Origin of the sequence: Sphingobacterium wenxiniae (assembly GCF_900116225.1) — a bacterium.
Classification (GTDB): domain Bacteria; phylum Bacteroidota; class Bacteroidia; order Sphingobacteriales; family Sphingobacteriaceae; genus Sphingobacterium; species Sphingobacterium wenxiniae.
In genome coordinates this window covers 79,796-95,123 of record NZ_FOZZ01000005.1, presented here as the reverse complement: position 1 = coordinate 95,123, position 15,328 = coordinate 79,796, and the positions used below count along the sequence as shown (strand labels likewise).

Here is a 15,328-nt window from a genome sequence, read left to right as displayed (position 1 = left end):
TTTTTTACCACTTATTAACTACCCATCAAAGGATCAGTGATACTATCTTTACCATTTTCTATACGACCGGAATACCTTCTGCTATAGTTCGAACCTGCTACACTTAACTCCAGATCATACCAACGCTGGAAAGATTTGGTACCTGTTTTGACAACCTTGGTGGAGTTAGCCTTAAATACAACTGATTTCTTTTTCTGTGTATAGCGATCATAAATGTTCAACGAAAGGTTGGTTTCCAATTTATTGCTGATTTCAAAAATTACCTCTTCTGTACGAAAGTCGTAGCGTTGTTGAATAATAACAGGTTGCGGGCCTTTCTGCCCGGCAAAATAGCGATAGTAACCATTTGGCCCATGTATGGCTAAGGCATAATCATCACCTTCAAAATCATCTAAACGCCAGTGATAATCTATAGTCTTTCCGGCAGACATCGCAAAGGACCAATTGGCTTTTTCGTGTTTGTAACCATAGGCAAAAGCATTGAATGCACCACCTAGAGCTTTATCACCGAAAAGCTGTTTTGATGCAGAGAAGTATATACGGAGTTGCTCTGCCGTTGTTTCTTCATCCACATACAGTTCGTAGCATAAAGCGTTAGAAGGCTTTGTTCCTTTTTCTTGCTGCGGAAGTTCTGGGCTTCTATATCCTTTGCTGATAGCTTGTATGGTAGTGCTATCCAACAATTTTTGTCCATTGGGAGCCGGTTTGTCTTTAGCCTTATTGATAAAAGCCACTTGTTCGTTTCTATCCAAGAAGGTAGGAAGTGGTTGTTTCTCTTTTTGGAAAGGTCTGAAAGCAGATGTCAAATCACCCGTTATGGCTCTGCGCCAACTGCTGATATTATCTTCTTGAATATTGAGTTTATACTTTTTATTCAGGAAATGCTCGATAAACTGAATGGTCGAAGTAATATCGCAAATCTCAGAGTTCACCCAACCACCTCGTGTCCAAGGTGAAGCAATAATCAACGGAACACGATAACCTAATCCTACAGGGCCTTCTGTCGCATATTTTTCCTCAATACCGTAGGTCAGTTCTTGTTCCCTAGTAACGTATTCTGTACTACAATCCAAATCTTCACTGGTTTTTCCTGTAGTGCTATCGCCAGGTTTTGGCGCGACAAAAGGTGGGATATGGTCGAAATAACCATCATTTTCGTCATAGTTCAGTATGAAAATTGTTTTTTTCCAGACTTCGGGATTCTCGGTCAGGATATTTAAGATTTCGGATATATACCAAGCGCCATACATGGGCGCACTTGGGTGGTCAGAAAAATTCTGCGGAGCACAAAGCCAGGAAACTGTAGGGAGCTGGCCATTTTTCACATCTTCACGGAATTGATGGAGTACATCGCCCTTGGGTACGGTGATGTTGATTCCGTCCATTTCAACTTCTTCAGTCTGATGATAGTCAGGGTCGCCTTCGTTGGTCTGGAAAGCGCGTTGATGTAAAGCTTGCGTAAATTTGTCTAATTTCTGGAAATTCTCATCATTATAAGTTTCCAACTCCTTTTTGTAGCTGGCTAATTGCTGCTCTTTCTGTTGTAACGTTTGTTTGAGTTTTTGATCGTTTTTATTACCAAGCTCTTCTTCTATCTGTTGGATTTCATAAGGTAACTCTTGAATCCGTTTACTATAGAAATCTACGTGGCTTTTTTTATACCTCACTTGGTATTGTGAGAACCATTCTAAGTTATTGTCTGTAAAATTCCCCAACCAGCTTTCACGAGGGCCCGATAGTTCATTTTGTAGGCTAATTTCATTTTGGTAGACTTTCCAACTGATGTTGTTTTGTTCCAACAGTTCTGGAAATGTTCGCCAGGAAGCCTCTCGGTTGAAGTAAATATCGGAATTGCGGACCAAAGGTTTATCTCCTTTTAAAGGTGTGCATTTCCCTGTCCAGAAGTAATGGCGATTGGTTGTCGTTCCAGTAATGGAAGAACAGAAATGCTGGTCACAAATCGTAAAGGCATCTGCAAAAGCATAGTAGAAGGGAATATCTTCGCGTGTATAATACCCCAGGGTTAAGGGGATATCCCGATATAGCTTGTTACCCGATCGTTTGGATTCCAGCCAGTTGTCGAAATTTCCCTTGTTCCATGCTCCAATTTGGTTTTCCCAGGAATGGGGAAGATCACGTGTCCATGCTGCATTGGAGTTTTTGATATCCAGACGAAAAGGTGCATAAGTGTCACCATTTGCATAAGATTGCAACCATACCGGTCTACCATTGCGTAAACGTATGGCTCGAGGATCATTAAATCCGCGAACACCTTTTAATGCCCCAAAGCTATGGTCAAATGATCGATTCTCCTGCATGACCATTACGACATGTTCTGCATCCAGATAGGTCGAGCCATCTGTAGGGTCGATTTGTAAAGCTGCTTGGATGGATTGGGGCAATGATTGAAATAGCCCAAAGGAACCGGCAAGTAATCCGGCTTTTTTTATGAAGTCTCTTCTACTATCCATGGTATTTTTATTAAAGAAGCTGTTTTGGTTTAAAACAAATTTGTCATCCTGACGAAGGAAGGATCTGTTTACTTGGTTTCCAGATTCTTCCAAAGTCGGGATGACAATAGGGAAAGCTTATGTTATATAAAAACTTTTCTGTTTGTACCTTACAATATACAAAATTATTTCAAAATCCACATCAACTGGTTGATATCATCGATACCACCGAATTGTCTTGAAACAGCAGCGTCCACATTTTCCGTATTGAAGCTGAATTCCGTAGCAGGATAACGCCAACGTACCGGCATCTTAGAAGGTGCTTCTGAATTTAAGCTAGTCGCTGGGTTGATTTTCCATTTCGGATATCCGGTTCTTCTATAATCATAGTATGTATGGAATTCAGACTGAAGAAAGCTTGCTAAATATTTCTGCGTAATGATTTCCTCGATCTGAGCTTCTGTACCGGCAGGTAAAGTTAATCCACTGACATATGTGCTTACATAAGCTGCATCCAAAGGCATGCCATGGTGGAACTGTTCCGTATTCGGTGTGTTGTCAAAGATAAACTGCATGGATGCTTCTACACCTTTTTTGTGCCATTCAATAGCAGATTCATTTATCCAGCCTCTCACAGCAGCTTCCGCAATAATAAAGCACAATTGGGAATAAGAAAGCTGTTGTGTGGGTTCCCCGGTTGCAATCTCAGTATAGCGATCGTTTAGCTTAGAGTAATCATTTGAGTTCTTCGTATGCAGAATATCATCGTATATCATGGAAGGATCTATACCTACATAAGCCGTGAAGTCTGATTGCGTATGGCCACTATTTAGTTTTACTGGAGAAGGTGCTCCGTAATAAAACAAACGACGGTCACTACGGTCTTTTAAACGATCGACAATTTCAGAAGACATGGTAGGGTAGATGGTAAAGTTGTTCCCTACTTTATAAAAAGGATATTGCTGACCATTTTTATCGGAACGAACCAACTGATAATTGTCTGCATTAGATGTGAAAATAGGTTTATTTGCTAATATTTGCTGGAAACGCCCTTTGACACTCAGGTCGGCATCAGCTTCCTTCATACTAAGTTGTATAAGTACATGAAGGGCGTAGCTATTGACTAATTTACGCCATTTTGTGGTATTTCCTCCGTATATGGGATCTCCAGTAAAATTGTCTCCTTCCGCAAAAGCTTTGTCTGCAAGTTCCAATTCGTTCAGAATCCCGATAAATACATCTTTTTGGTTATCATATTTTGGGAAGTATTGCTTGTCGGATTCTCCTTTGAGTGCATCGGTATATGGAATATCTCCTAAATCCATTGTCGCTTCAAAGAATTTTACTCCACGGGCAAAGTACATCAAGCCTTCATATGATTTTGCTAAACCTTCTGTTCCGGCAAACTCAGGCATAAAATGCGCATCATTAATAGCAGTAAAACTAAGCGCACCGGCACCGAATCCATTGTATTGATAGGACTCTACAAACTCTGTCCATACAATATTCTTGTTCAGCATATAAGGCTGTAAGAAGCCTTTTTGGGTAGGTTGGTTTGCTAGATTTAAAATAATCCTTGTGGCGATCATCTGTGAAGTTACCTTCTCAGTAGCTTCGGGATTGGTATTGATTTCTTCAAACTTTGAACACGAGGTTGTCGTACCAACAAGTCCGATTAATAGATATGTGAATATTTTTTTCATTTTGTAATCCATCTTAAAGGTTAAAAACTAAGACTAAGGTTAAAACCAAGGTAACGCATAGAAGGTGAGTTCAAATCTTCTGAACCATTATCTGGATCAGAGAATTTATACTCTTTGGTCCATAAGAATAGATTCTGGCCAGTTACACCGATATTTGCTCTCTTGGCTTTAAGTTTCGAAGCAATGTCTGCAGGCACATTGTAGCTTAGTGAGACTTCTCGTAGTTTAATAAAGGTTTCATCCCAGATATTCCTTGTTCCGGAATAAGCTCTTTTCCAATAGTTTTCATAAGAAACGACTTGGTCGTTTGCAGCAAATACGCGGTCATCCGATACAATCTGACCATATTTGTCGTAGGACACTGAACCTGATACAATTTTTACCCCTTGCCCAATAAAGGTACGATTGCCGTTCACCACTTCCTCATATCTTTCTTTTGTGTCGGAGTCAGGATGAGCACCTGTTTGCCATAAACGGGCATTCATATTGGAATATGAAAGGCCTTTTATGCGCCCATCGAAGCTGAAGGATAGGCTGAAATCTTTGTATTGGAATTGATTGGTCAATCCCCAGAACCATTTAGGTGCGGAGTATCCAAATAGACGGGAAGCGTGTACAGCACTGATAGGCATACCGGCAGTATTGTGTATGATAGCACCATCAGGGGTACGTTCCCAATCTCGGGTGACGTAGTGGTCTGTTCTTTCACCAACTTTTACATATAGTGCATCTTCCGAATATTCTGGATCAAGCTTGTGGTAATAGCTTAAATTTTGAGAAAGGTTACTGATGATATCCCATTGGAAGTCATTTTTTTTCATCGCTGTACCACCAATTGTAATCTCATGACCTTTGGTCATCGTTTGCTCGCCTGTATTAATCAGACGAGAAGAAAAACCTGTTGCTGAAGAAATCGTTGCATAGGTTGTTACGTTATGTAGTAATCTATAGTAGCGAGTATAGTTACCGTAAAGTCTGTTGTTGAATAAAGATATATCAACACCAACTTCCGTTAAATCCCTTTGTGTAGGGGAGATGGAAAAATCTTTGATGGAGTTCGGGTAAGACGCTGTGGTCATACCATCCCAAACATTAGAATTGACACCAAAATTTTGTCTGATCTCATAAGGACTAGGAACAGATTTTGTAACAGCCCAAGAACCTCTAACTTTAAACATGGATACCCAAGTTGGTTTGATATCTTTAACTAAATCCGAAACAACTACACTTCCGGATACAGATGGGTAAAAGTAAGATCTTGTTTCTTTTGGTAATGCAGAAGTCCAATCGTTACGTCCGGTTGCTTCAACAAATATGGCATTTCTCCATGATAAAGATAGACGACCGTAGACGCTATTAACCATCTCTTTCGTTTTTGATTCTGAGGTCGTGATAGGATCCACAGAGTTGCGTAATGAGAAGAAACCTGGAATAGAGATACCGTTGACTGTAGAAGCAGTGATATTATTATCTCTGCGATAGAAAATAGCACCACCGGCAAGTCCATCAATGGTGAAATCGCCAAAATCCTTATTCACTGTAAAGATTAAGTCGTTTGTGGTACCGAACCCATCAGTTTTTTGTGTCCAGTATTTTCCTCGATTGTGGTAGCCGCTGTAACCTCCACGCGTACCATAGATACCCATTGGATTCGTTTGCTCACGAGTGTTTCCATAATAGTCATAACCACTGCGCAACATGAATTTACCCCAGTCGGTCACTTGATAGTTTAATGTTACTGCAGCATTCAGTTTATTCACTAAATCTGAACTAAGCTTTTCATGTGCGGATAGGTAAGGGTTGTCATACCAAGCTCTGTAATGCCAGTTTTGGCTTTCATTTGGCACCAACCAATAGTCTTTGTATTGTGTAAGGTCATATTCGGGACCTGTCCACACCAAGATATTATAGATATATCCTTGATCGTTATAACCAGCGCCGAAATCGTTTGGTGCATATCGACGATTATAACCAAAGCGGCTTTCTAGACTGATTTTGTCCGATATTTTGGTCTCGCCAGACACAGAAATATTGGTCATATTCAGTTTAGTGTTCGGATATTGCCCTTTATTGTAAATATGGCTTATTGATGTGCGGATACTTCCGTTCTCACCTTGATTGGTGAAACTAACCGAGTTATTAGAAATAAAGCCAGGTTCTAAAAAGTTCTGGAAGTTGTTTTTTCCTTTAGAAGTCAATTCGCTATCCTCCATTTGTTTGGTAAGTGGGTTCCATTGCGAATATATCCGGCCGATATCCAATTTGTCTCCCCAAACCTCATCATCGGTATTGTATTTACCGCCATAACCGGCAGAGTACGAGGATTGTACCTCGGGCAATGCCAAATAGCCAGAGAAGAACATGTTATTGGAACTTACGGCTATTTCAACACCTTTTTGCTGTAGTCCTTTTTTGGTAGTTACCATAACGGCACCACCAGCTCCCATACTTCCATATAATGCAGTTGCTGTAGCTCCTTTTAGAACCGTGATATCTTCGATATTGTCTACAGGAATATCTCTTAGATCCATATTTTCATAGGCAATACCATCAATAACCAAAATAGGGTTCATACCTCGTAATTGGATGGTAGGCATACGGTTAAACTCTGTACTGTTGGTAACGCGCATACCGGAGATACGTCCGGTTAGGGTAGTTCCTATATCCACACCTTTTACCTTTTGTAACTGGTCGCCTTTGATATCCTGTACGGCATAACCCAAGGCTTTCTGCTCACGTTTTATACCCAAGGCTGTTACGACAACTTCCTCTAAAGATTGATCATCTGCAGTTAATCGGATGGTTTGATTATTAGAAGCGGCAATTTCTACCACGTTATATCCTACACTGGAGATAATAAGTGTAACGTTGCTCGGAACTCCCTCAAAGAAAAATCTACCGTTTGCATCTGTCTGTGTAGATTGACTTCCGCCTTTCACGCGAACGGTTACACCGGAAAGTGGTGTATTGGTGTTTGCATCGATCACTGTTCCCGATAGGGTCTGCTGAACAGTATTGCTAATCGTGTTGACAAGTGTGCTTGCTTGATTAACAGATGCAGCTGTTGGTTTTTGGATAACATAAGCGTTATTCCCAACTTTTTCAATAACGATTTGATTTAAAGTAACCTCTTTTACGAAGCTTTCAATATCGCCTTTACGTAGGTTTTTGATATCAAAATTGTTCTTGATTTTGAGGTTTTTTAATCCTGATTCATAGTTGAATCGTACATCAAAACGGTTCTCTAGTTGCTTGAGAAGCTCGGTGATGTTTTTGTCCTGGTCAAGGTTCAGTGATTTGGCTTTAACAGTATCGAAACTTAATGTTCCGGTACAGAGAGCTAGGGCCAGCACCCAAGTTAATGATTGTTTTTTCATTTTTTTGTGATGATAATATGGTGGTTAGCAAATGTTTTGTTTAAAATCGTTACGCATTTGTCCAAATTGTTTGTAGGCAGATAGCCTGTAAACTCCAAGTTGCCTGCCGCTTTGGGAACGGTTAGTTTTTGTGTTTCATACGCATAATTTTTATTTAATTGGTGAATGACTTGTGCAAGTTTTGTATCTGAGAAGTACATTTGGTTGTCTTTCCAAGCGATGTATTGTAAGGTATCGACCACAGCCGTTTCAAATGCTTGGTGTTCCTTGGAATATACTGCACGTTCTGCCGGTTTGAGGATGACGTTTTCCTTATCTCGGCTTAATGCCACGGCTCCTTGGGTAAGGACGACTTCTTGTTCTTCTTTGGTTGATTTCAAATTAAACCTTGTTCCTAATACGCGTACAGAAACATCATTGTCAGCTTGTACGATGAAAGCTTTTTCTGCATTGTGCGCAATTGCAAAAAATGCCTCGCCTGACAAATGAAGCTCTCGGAGAGTGTCTGTTTCGAAATTAGTAGTTTGGGTAATCTGGCTATTAGGTTTGATATAAACTGTGGTTCCATCCTGTAGCAAAACCTTCTTTAGATGATTGCTGTCGTTCTTGAACACAACATGGGGTGAAGAAGGAACTGTCTCCTGCTCCTGCTTTTTGAAGAAAAGAAAACCCGCGATAAATATGCTGGCAGCAGCAACAGTATACCTTAAATATGTATAGATGCTCACCGTTTTACGTTTTGGATGTGTAGATGTCAGGATATTTTCCAAAATATCACTGGATTTATCCGAAGGTAGTATGATATGACGTTGATCTTTCTCAATTAAGATTTCTACATCTTCCAGATCATCAGTATCCTGCAATTGAGCGAAAAATTGTTTTAACTTCTGCAATTCTTCAGCAGTACATGCACCAATAAGATATTTTTGGTATAAAATTTTAAATTCTTCTTTTCGCATTTACGTGTGTTAGCCTTGTGCTTTATTATATATACTAACTCACGAAGGGAAAAGACGATGCGTGGATTAAAAAAATATTTTTTTAATGATAAGAAGAAGAGGGAGGATATAATTGGACATGGAAAGGATATATGTTTTTACAGATTTATGAGCCTTTACCAATTGATCGCGTACGGTATTGGGGGAAATGGAAAGATGTTCTGCAATTTCCTGATTGGAACGGTTTTCTAATTTGCTAAGTTGATAGATTTCCTTTCTTTTTTCTGGAAGGGATGAGATAGCTTGATGATAAATGGTCTGTAATTCCTGAAATGCTTGTTGTTCTTCGTTACTGTTTGAGCCTTCAGTGTGTTGATATTGGGTATGATTTATAAAATTAGAGAACAAAGCCTTTTTACGTAGTTCTTCTAATACGGTGTGTTTGGTGATGGTATAGAGATAGGCTCGTATATTTTGATGGGGGTCTATACTCTTGACTTTATTCCAGAATTTAAGAAATACTTCCTGTACAATATCTGCGGCTAGTTCTTCGTCCTTGAGGTGTAAAAAAGCATACTTATAGATAGCATCTTTGTGCGAATAGAAAAATACCCGAAAAGCTTCGGTATCTCCCTTCCTCAATTTTAGCCATATCTCTTCCATAATTCCTTTAAGCTTTTTGCGATTTCGTTAGTTGCTGTTAGGTGATTACGGTACAATATTATTAAAAGTAATTGGCATTCCTAAAAAAAGCCAGATTAAGTTTTTGTGAAGTAATTAAAAAAGATGTTGATGGAGTTAAATATCTTCCAGTCGGAAAGTCTCTTTCAAACGGATGCCTTTCTCCGTGTGTTGTAAGGTACAGCAAGGATTGACAGGGTCATGTTCCAAGAAGAGAATGTACTCATTATCTACAATTTCCTGCCAGTAATTTTGCCTTTCATCCATCGTAACCAAAGGACGAACGTCGTAGCTCATCACATAAGGAAGAGGAATATGCCCGATGGAGGGTAACAAATCTGCCATATAGAGGATGGTCTTCCCTTTGTACTGAATCTGTGGTAGCATCATAGCTTCCGTATGTCCGTGGGCATAGCGTATAGCAATGTCGGTGTCGTATTTTTCGCCTTCTTCAAGAAACTGTAATTGTCCGCTTTCCTGTATTGGAAGAATGTTTTCCTTTAGGAAGGATGCTTTTTCACGTGGGTTGGGATTTACTGCCCAATTCCAATGCTTTGCATTGCTCCAATAATTTGCATTTTTGAAAGCAGGTAAGAGTTTTTCTCCGTCTCTAACGATTGCTCCGCCACAATGGTCAAAATGCAAATGCGTTAAAATGACATCAGTAATATCATCTTTATTAAATCCATATTTGGCCAGAGATTTATCCAATGTATCATCTCCATGCATATAATAATGGCTAAAGAATTTGTCGTCTTGCTTGTCACCAATAGCGGTATCTACCAAAGTAAGCCTTTTGCCATCTTCAATAAGTAGTAAACGGTTTGCCCATGTACAGAGGTTTTTTTCATCGGCAGGATTCGTGCGTTGCCAAATGGATTTGGGAACTACGCCAAACATAGCGCCACCGTCAAGCTTAAAAAATCCTGTATCTATGGTATAAAGTTTCATAATTATTGTATTTTGTCATAAAGTTAGGAAAGAGATTGGAGTTATGGAATTAAAATGAAATCAACATTAAAAGAAATTGAAGAACGTTTTGACAAGGATGTAGATCGTTTTTCCAACCTGAATACCGGACAACAAACTACCCTGGATGCGGCATGGAATATGGAACTGATGACCGAGGGCATTGCAAGGCATTATTCATCACCTATTGCTGTATTAGATATTGGATGTGGTGCTGGGAACTACCCGGTAAAGCTTGCGCAAAAAATGTCGGATATCGCCGTGACGTTGGTTGATTTAAGTCAACCGATGTTGGATAAAGCTCTAGAACGTCTCGGTGCAGTTACGAAGGGAAATGTCCGTGCAGTAAAAGGTGATTTTAGGACGGTAGCCTTGGATAATGAAAAATTTGATGTGATTATTGCTACGGCGGTACTGCACCACCTGCGTGATGACGATGATTGGGAAAGTGCTTTCAGCAGACTTTATCGGTTACTGAAACCAGGGGGGAGTCTTTGGATTTTTGATTTGGTGGAGCAGCACACTGTTTCGCTTCAGAATTATATCTACACCGATTTGTATGGTAAGTATTTGGTAAGTTTAAAAGATGAACAGTATCGGGATGCTGTATTTGCTTATATTGCTAAGGAAGATTCGCCGAGAAGCTTAGTCTACCAACTGCAACTATTGGAAAGAGTAGGCTTTGAAACAGTGGATGTGCTCCACAAGAACTTGTGTTTTGCTTCATTCGTAGCTTTTAAATAAAAAAAAGTCCCCTCGGTATACCGAGGGGGCTTTTTTATTATTGTTGTTTAGTGTGCACTTAAGTTTTTCGCTTTTTCCTCATCGAAGTTGGCTTCTAGCTCAGCAAGCTTTTTCTTGCCGTAAGCCATTCTGGTGATGACATAGAACAATACCGGAATAATGAAAATTCCTAATAATGTTGCAGCAGTCATCCCCCCGAATACGGTCCAGCCGATGGTCTGTCTGGAGAAAGCACCTGCTCCTGTGGATAACATCAATGGGATAATTCCCAGAATAAACGCAAAAGAGGTCATGATAATTGGTCGTAACCTTAGCTTTACGGCATCCAGAGTTGCATCTAATAGTGGCATACCAATATCTACCCGTTCTTTTGCAAACTCTACGATCAGGATAGCGTTTTTCGCCGCCAAACCAATGATGGTTACCAAACCAATCTGTGCATAGATGTTGTTATCTAATGCCGGAATAAATAGGAGCGTAAGGATAGCTCCAAAGATACCGATCGGCACAGACAAAAGAATAGAAAACGGTACGGACCAACTTTCATATAGCGATGCCAATAGCAAGAAAACGAAAACAATACAGAGGGCAAAGATCATAATCGTCATGTTGCCTGATTGTTTCTCCTGTAAGGATAATCCCGAGAATTCATATCCATACCCATTTGGCAAAGTTTGGGCAGCCACTTCTTCCAAGGCTCGCAGCGCATCCCCCGAACTATATCCAGGAGCAGCTGAACCGCTGACTTCGATACTACGGAAGATATTATAGTGATTGATAATGGAAGGATTCTGTACCAATTCCCAGCTTACCAAGCTTCCCATCGGAATAGAGGCTCCTTGTAGGTTTTTCACATACAATTTATTGATATCTTCAATATTCATACGGAAATCCTGATCCGCTTGTGTAACGACACGGAAATTACGTCCATATTTGGTAAAGTCATTGATATAAGCTGAACCTAAATAAGCCGATAGTGTGCTGTATACTGAAGATACAGGTACAGACATTTTCTTAGCTTGTTCTCTATTCACCGATATTTTAAAGTTGGGTGAATTTGAGTTAAACAAGGTATAAGCCATACCGATTTCTGGACGTTGGTTCGCTGCAGCTAAGAACTGACCAACTACCGCTTCAAATTGTTTGATATCCACCGTTTGGTGATCTTGAACCATCATGGAGAAACCTCCTGATGTCCCCAGACCAGGAATTGCTGGTGGTGTTACAGCCAATATACGGGCTTTGTTATAAGCCGCGTATTTGCCCATAATGGCACCTGTGATTTGTGCGGCTGTGCGTGTACGCTCTTTCCAAGGGTGTAAGGAGACGAATAACGTCGCACCATTGGATTTGAACGACCTGTTCAAGATATTAATCCCTGAGATGAGGGTAATATGGTTGATTTCAGGGAAATCCTTTCGCAGATCAGCTTCAAGTTCGTCTAGTACTTCTGCTGTTCTTGAAGCAGAAGCTCCCTCAGGTAAAGTAACTCCGGCAAAGAACATCCCGTTATCTTCGGTAGGAATGAATCCCGTAGGTTTTATGTTGAACATGTAGCCCGTTCCGACAAAGATACAGATTAATATAATCAAAGCCAGCGGTGCTCTGCGGATAGTCGTACGCACACCATTGGAATATTTATTCGTGACTTTGGCAAACCATTGATTGAATTTGTAGAAGAACTTATTTAAGCCTTTTGCTTCGGCATTGACCGCTGTAGGTTTTAACAGTAAGGAACAAAGTGCCGGGGTAAGTGATAGCGCTACAAATGCTGAAATTAATACGGATACCGCGATGGTTATGGCAAACTGTTGGTACAGTTTACCCACCATACCCGGAATGAAACCAACCGGAACGAATACTGCGGCCAAGATTAGGGCGATGGCAATAACCGGTGCTGTAATATCACGCATTGCGCGGATGGTTGCTTCTCTGGCGGATAACTTATAATGATCGATATAATGCTGCACGGCCTCAACCACAACGATGGCATCATCCACCACAATACCGATAGCCAAAACGAAGGCCAATAGGGTTAAATTGTTGATGGAAAACCCGAAGAGGGTAAAGAATATAAATGTACCTACAATAGAAACCGGAATCGCTAATACAGGGATAAGCGTGGCTCGCCATGATTGTAAGAAGAAAAATACGACGAAAGTTACCAAAAGTAAGGCTTCTACCAACGTGTGGATAACAGATTCAATAGAAGCGTGTACTACGGAAACTGTTTCGTAACCAACTACATAGTCAACATCTTCTGGGAAGGACTTTTTTAGGTTTTCCAATGCCGCATATATACCTTCCGCTGTTTCTACTGCGTTTCCTCCAGGAGTCTGTGCGATCATCATACCTGTCGAACGCATGCCGTTTACACGTGTGGTTGTTGCATAGTTAAACTGTCCTAATTCTACACGGGCAACATCTTTTAGCTGCACAATAGAACCATCTGTGTTGGATTTGATAATGATTTCTTCAAAATCTTCTACTTCGGAAAGATCGGAGTCCGTAATAACCGGATATTCAAATACCTGTGAATTATATTGCGGAGGAGCACCTACGGAACCACCGGGCATTCTTAAGTTTTGCTCTGCGATTGCAGAAGATACATCTGCCGGGGTAAGGTTCAAAGCTGTCAGCTTGTTGGCATCTAACCACACACGCATGGAGAATGGTTGACCAAAAGCCGTTACATCGCCCACACCTTTAACACGCATAATTGCATCTTTAAGATATAGGTTGGCGTAATTGGCTAAAAATTTATCGTCGCGTGTGCCGTTGGGAGAAACTAGTGATACTAACATCAAGATGTCTGTATTGGCTTTACGTGTGGTCACTCCTAAGCGCCTTACTGCTTCTGGAAGGGCGGGTTCGGCAATGCCTACGCGGTTTTGCACATCCAAAGTGGCAATGTCGATGTCTGTACCAACTTCGAATGTTACGGTGATGCTCGATTGACCATTGGATGTACTGTTCGAAGACATATAGATCATCCCGGGCGTACCGTTGATTTGACTCTCAATAGGTGTGGTAACAGTCTGCTCGACTGTCTGCGCATCAGCCCCTGTATAGTTGGCCGTAACACTTACTGTCGGTGGCGCAATAGAAGGGTACTGGCTAATCGGCAATGTCATAATGGAAATCGTACCGATAATCAAGATGAGAATCGAGATAACGATTGCCGTGACGGGCCTTCTTATAAATACTTCTGATATCATTTTTGTTTATTATTGAGATATTAGATATGTGATGTGAGATTTGCGTATGGAAGATGTTTTCATCCTTCGCAATTTCACAACTTTACAACTTCACGATTATTTAGTCTGCGGTTCTGTTGGTTTTTCAGCTACCTTTGCTCCGCTACGTACGTTCATAATGCCGTCAACGACAATTTTCTGCCCTGCTTCGACACCTGATATTACGACCACTTTATCCTCGACTTTTAAGCCTAACTGTACCATCTTTTGTTCCGCACGACTACTGTCGTTCACTACAAAAACATTATATACACCTAATTCATCACGTACAGCCTTGAAAGGGATAATAAGTTGTTCGGAAGAAGAAGCACTTATAACGTTGGTAGTGAGGTTCATGCCTGCACGTAATGTGTTTTCGGGGTTGTTAAATGTGGCACGAACTTTCAAAGTACCTGTTGTGCGGTCCACAGCTCTGTCCATTGTTGCAACGCGTCCGGCTTTGTCGTAAATACTTCCGTCAGGCAACGCTACGCTAATTTCTGTAGAGGCTTTGCCAGACTGGTAAGCAGAAAACTCAGCAATCTCTTTTTCCGAAATCTGGAATTCAACGGCAATAGGATCAATGGCACTGATAGTCGTCAACAAAGTAGTTCCAGGACTTACCAATGCACCGTTACGTACTTGGGAAATCCCTACTACGCCTGAGAAAGGAGCTTTGATAATAGCGCGTTGTAGATTTGTCTGTGCGGTAGTTAAAGCTGCTTGAGCTGCTTGAACTTGTGCTTTTTGGTTGTTTACGTCCGTAGTAGCATAGTCCAAAGTCTGCTTGGCAATCGCATCTTTTTCTGCCAAAGTCTGGTAACGTTGTAAGTCTTTCTCTACGCGGTCTAGGTTCGCTTTCGCAATTTCTAAATTTGCTTTTGCTTGGTCTACAGCAGCTTGATAGCGCACTCGGTCAATTTCGTAAAGCGATTGACCTTGAGAAACAAAAGCTCCATCGGCTACGTATATTTTGGTAACATATCCACTGACTTCGGCACGGATCTCTGTCTCCTGTAAAGGGACTACAGTTGCCGGATAACTTTTAATTCCTGAGACAATCTGTTGTTCAACTGTAACTGTTGATACCGGAATGGCCATTTCACCCGGAGCAGCTTGCTGTTGCTTAGCTCCGTCTTTTGACCCACAGGATTGCCAGCAGATTGCAGAGCCTATTAATAGTGCGGAAAGTAAATGCTTCTTATTCATATTCTGTATATTTCTATGTTG

The 15,328-nt window shown here is 40.8% G+C and carries 9 protein-coding genes; 1 reads left to right on the top strand and 8 read right to left on the bottom strand.

Features of this window, described 5'->3' with window-relative positions:
* Positions 1–14: 14 nt before the first annotated feature.
* From BM375_RS08335 to BM375_RS08310, 6 genes are all read right to left on the bottom strand, one after another.
* Positions 15–2,471, bottom strand: coding sequence for a phosphocholine-specific phospholipase C (locus BM375_RS08335; protein ID WP_093365412.1), 2,457 nt, complete (start codon positions 2,469–2,471; stop codon positions 15–17).
* 164 nt (positions 2,472–2,635) lie between these two features.
* Positions 2,636–4,153: a SusD/RagB family nutrient-binding outer membrane lipoprotein gene (locus tag BM375_RS08330; RefSeq protein WP_244525853.1), complete on the bottom strand. Its 1,518-nt coding sequence runs from the start codon at positions 4,151–4,153 to the stop codon at positions 2,636–2,638.
* Between the two features lie 20 nt (positions 4,154–4,173).
* Complete coding sequence (locus BM375_RS08325; RefSeq protein ID WP_093365172.1) at positions 4,174–7,530, bottom strand: SusC/RagA family TonB-linked outer membrane protein; 3,357 nt, start codon at positions 7,528–7,530, stop codon at positions 4,174–4,176.
* The gene (locus BM375_RS08320) at positions 7,527–8,489 is read right to left on the bottom strand and encodes a FecR family protein (RefSeq protein ID WP_093365170.1); all 963 of its coding nucleotides are present in this window, start codon (positions 8,487–8,489) and stop codon (positions 7,527–7,529) included. Before BM375_RS08320 ends, BM375_RS08325 begins: the two co-directional genes overlap by 4 nt.
* A 66-nt stretch (positions 8,490–8,555) precedes the next feature.
* Positions 8,556–9,131 (bottom strand): RNA polymerase sigma factor, encoded by a 576-nt coding sequence (locus BM375_RS08315; protein ID WP_093365169.1) that lies wholly within the window; start codon positions 9,129–9,131, stop codon positions 8,556–8,558.
* A 135-nt stretch (positions 9,132–9,266) separates the two neighbouring features.
* Positions 9,267–10,100, bottom strand: coding sequence for an MBL fold metallo-hydrolase (locus BM375_RS08310; RefSeq protein ID WP_093365167.1), 834 nt, complete (start codon positions 10,098–10,100; stop codon positions 9,267–9,269).
* 54 nt (positions 10,101–10,154) lie between these two features.
* Between BM375_RS08310 and BM375_RS08305 the strand changes: the two genes are divergently transcribed.
* The gene (locus BM375_RS08305) at positions 10,155–10,862 is read left to right on the top strand and encodes a class I SAM-dependent methyltransferase (protein ID WP_170852623.1); all 708 of its coding nucleotides are present in this window, start codon (positions 10,155–10,157) and stop codon (positions 10,860–10,862) included.
* Positions 10,863–10,909: 47 nt separating this feature from the next.
* Here BM375_RS08305 and BM375_RS08300 read toward each other — a convergent pair whose 3' ends face one another.
* Entirely contained in the window at positions 10,910–14,080 is a 3,171-nt protein-coding gene (locus BM375_RS08300) for an efflux RND transporter permease subunit (RefSeq protein WP_093365164.1), read from the bottom strand.
* Between the two features lie 96 nt (positions 14,081–14,176).
* Positions 14,177–15,307, bottom strand: coding sequence for an efflux RND transporter periplasmic adaptor subunit (locus BM375_RS08295; RefSeq protein WP_093365163.1), 1,131 nt, complete (start codon positions 15,305–15,307; stop codon positions 14,177–14,179).
* Between the last annotated feature and the right edge of the window lie 21 nt (positions 15,308–15,328).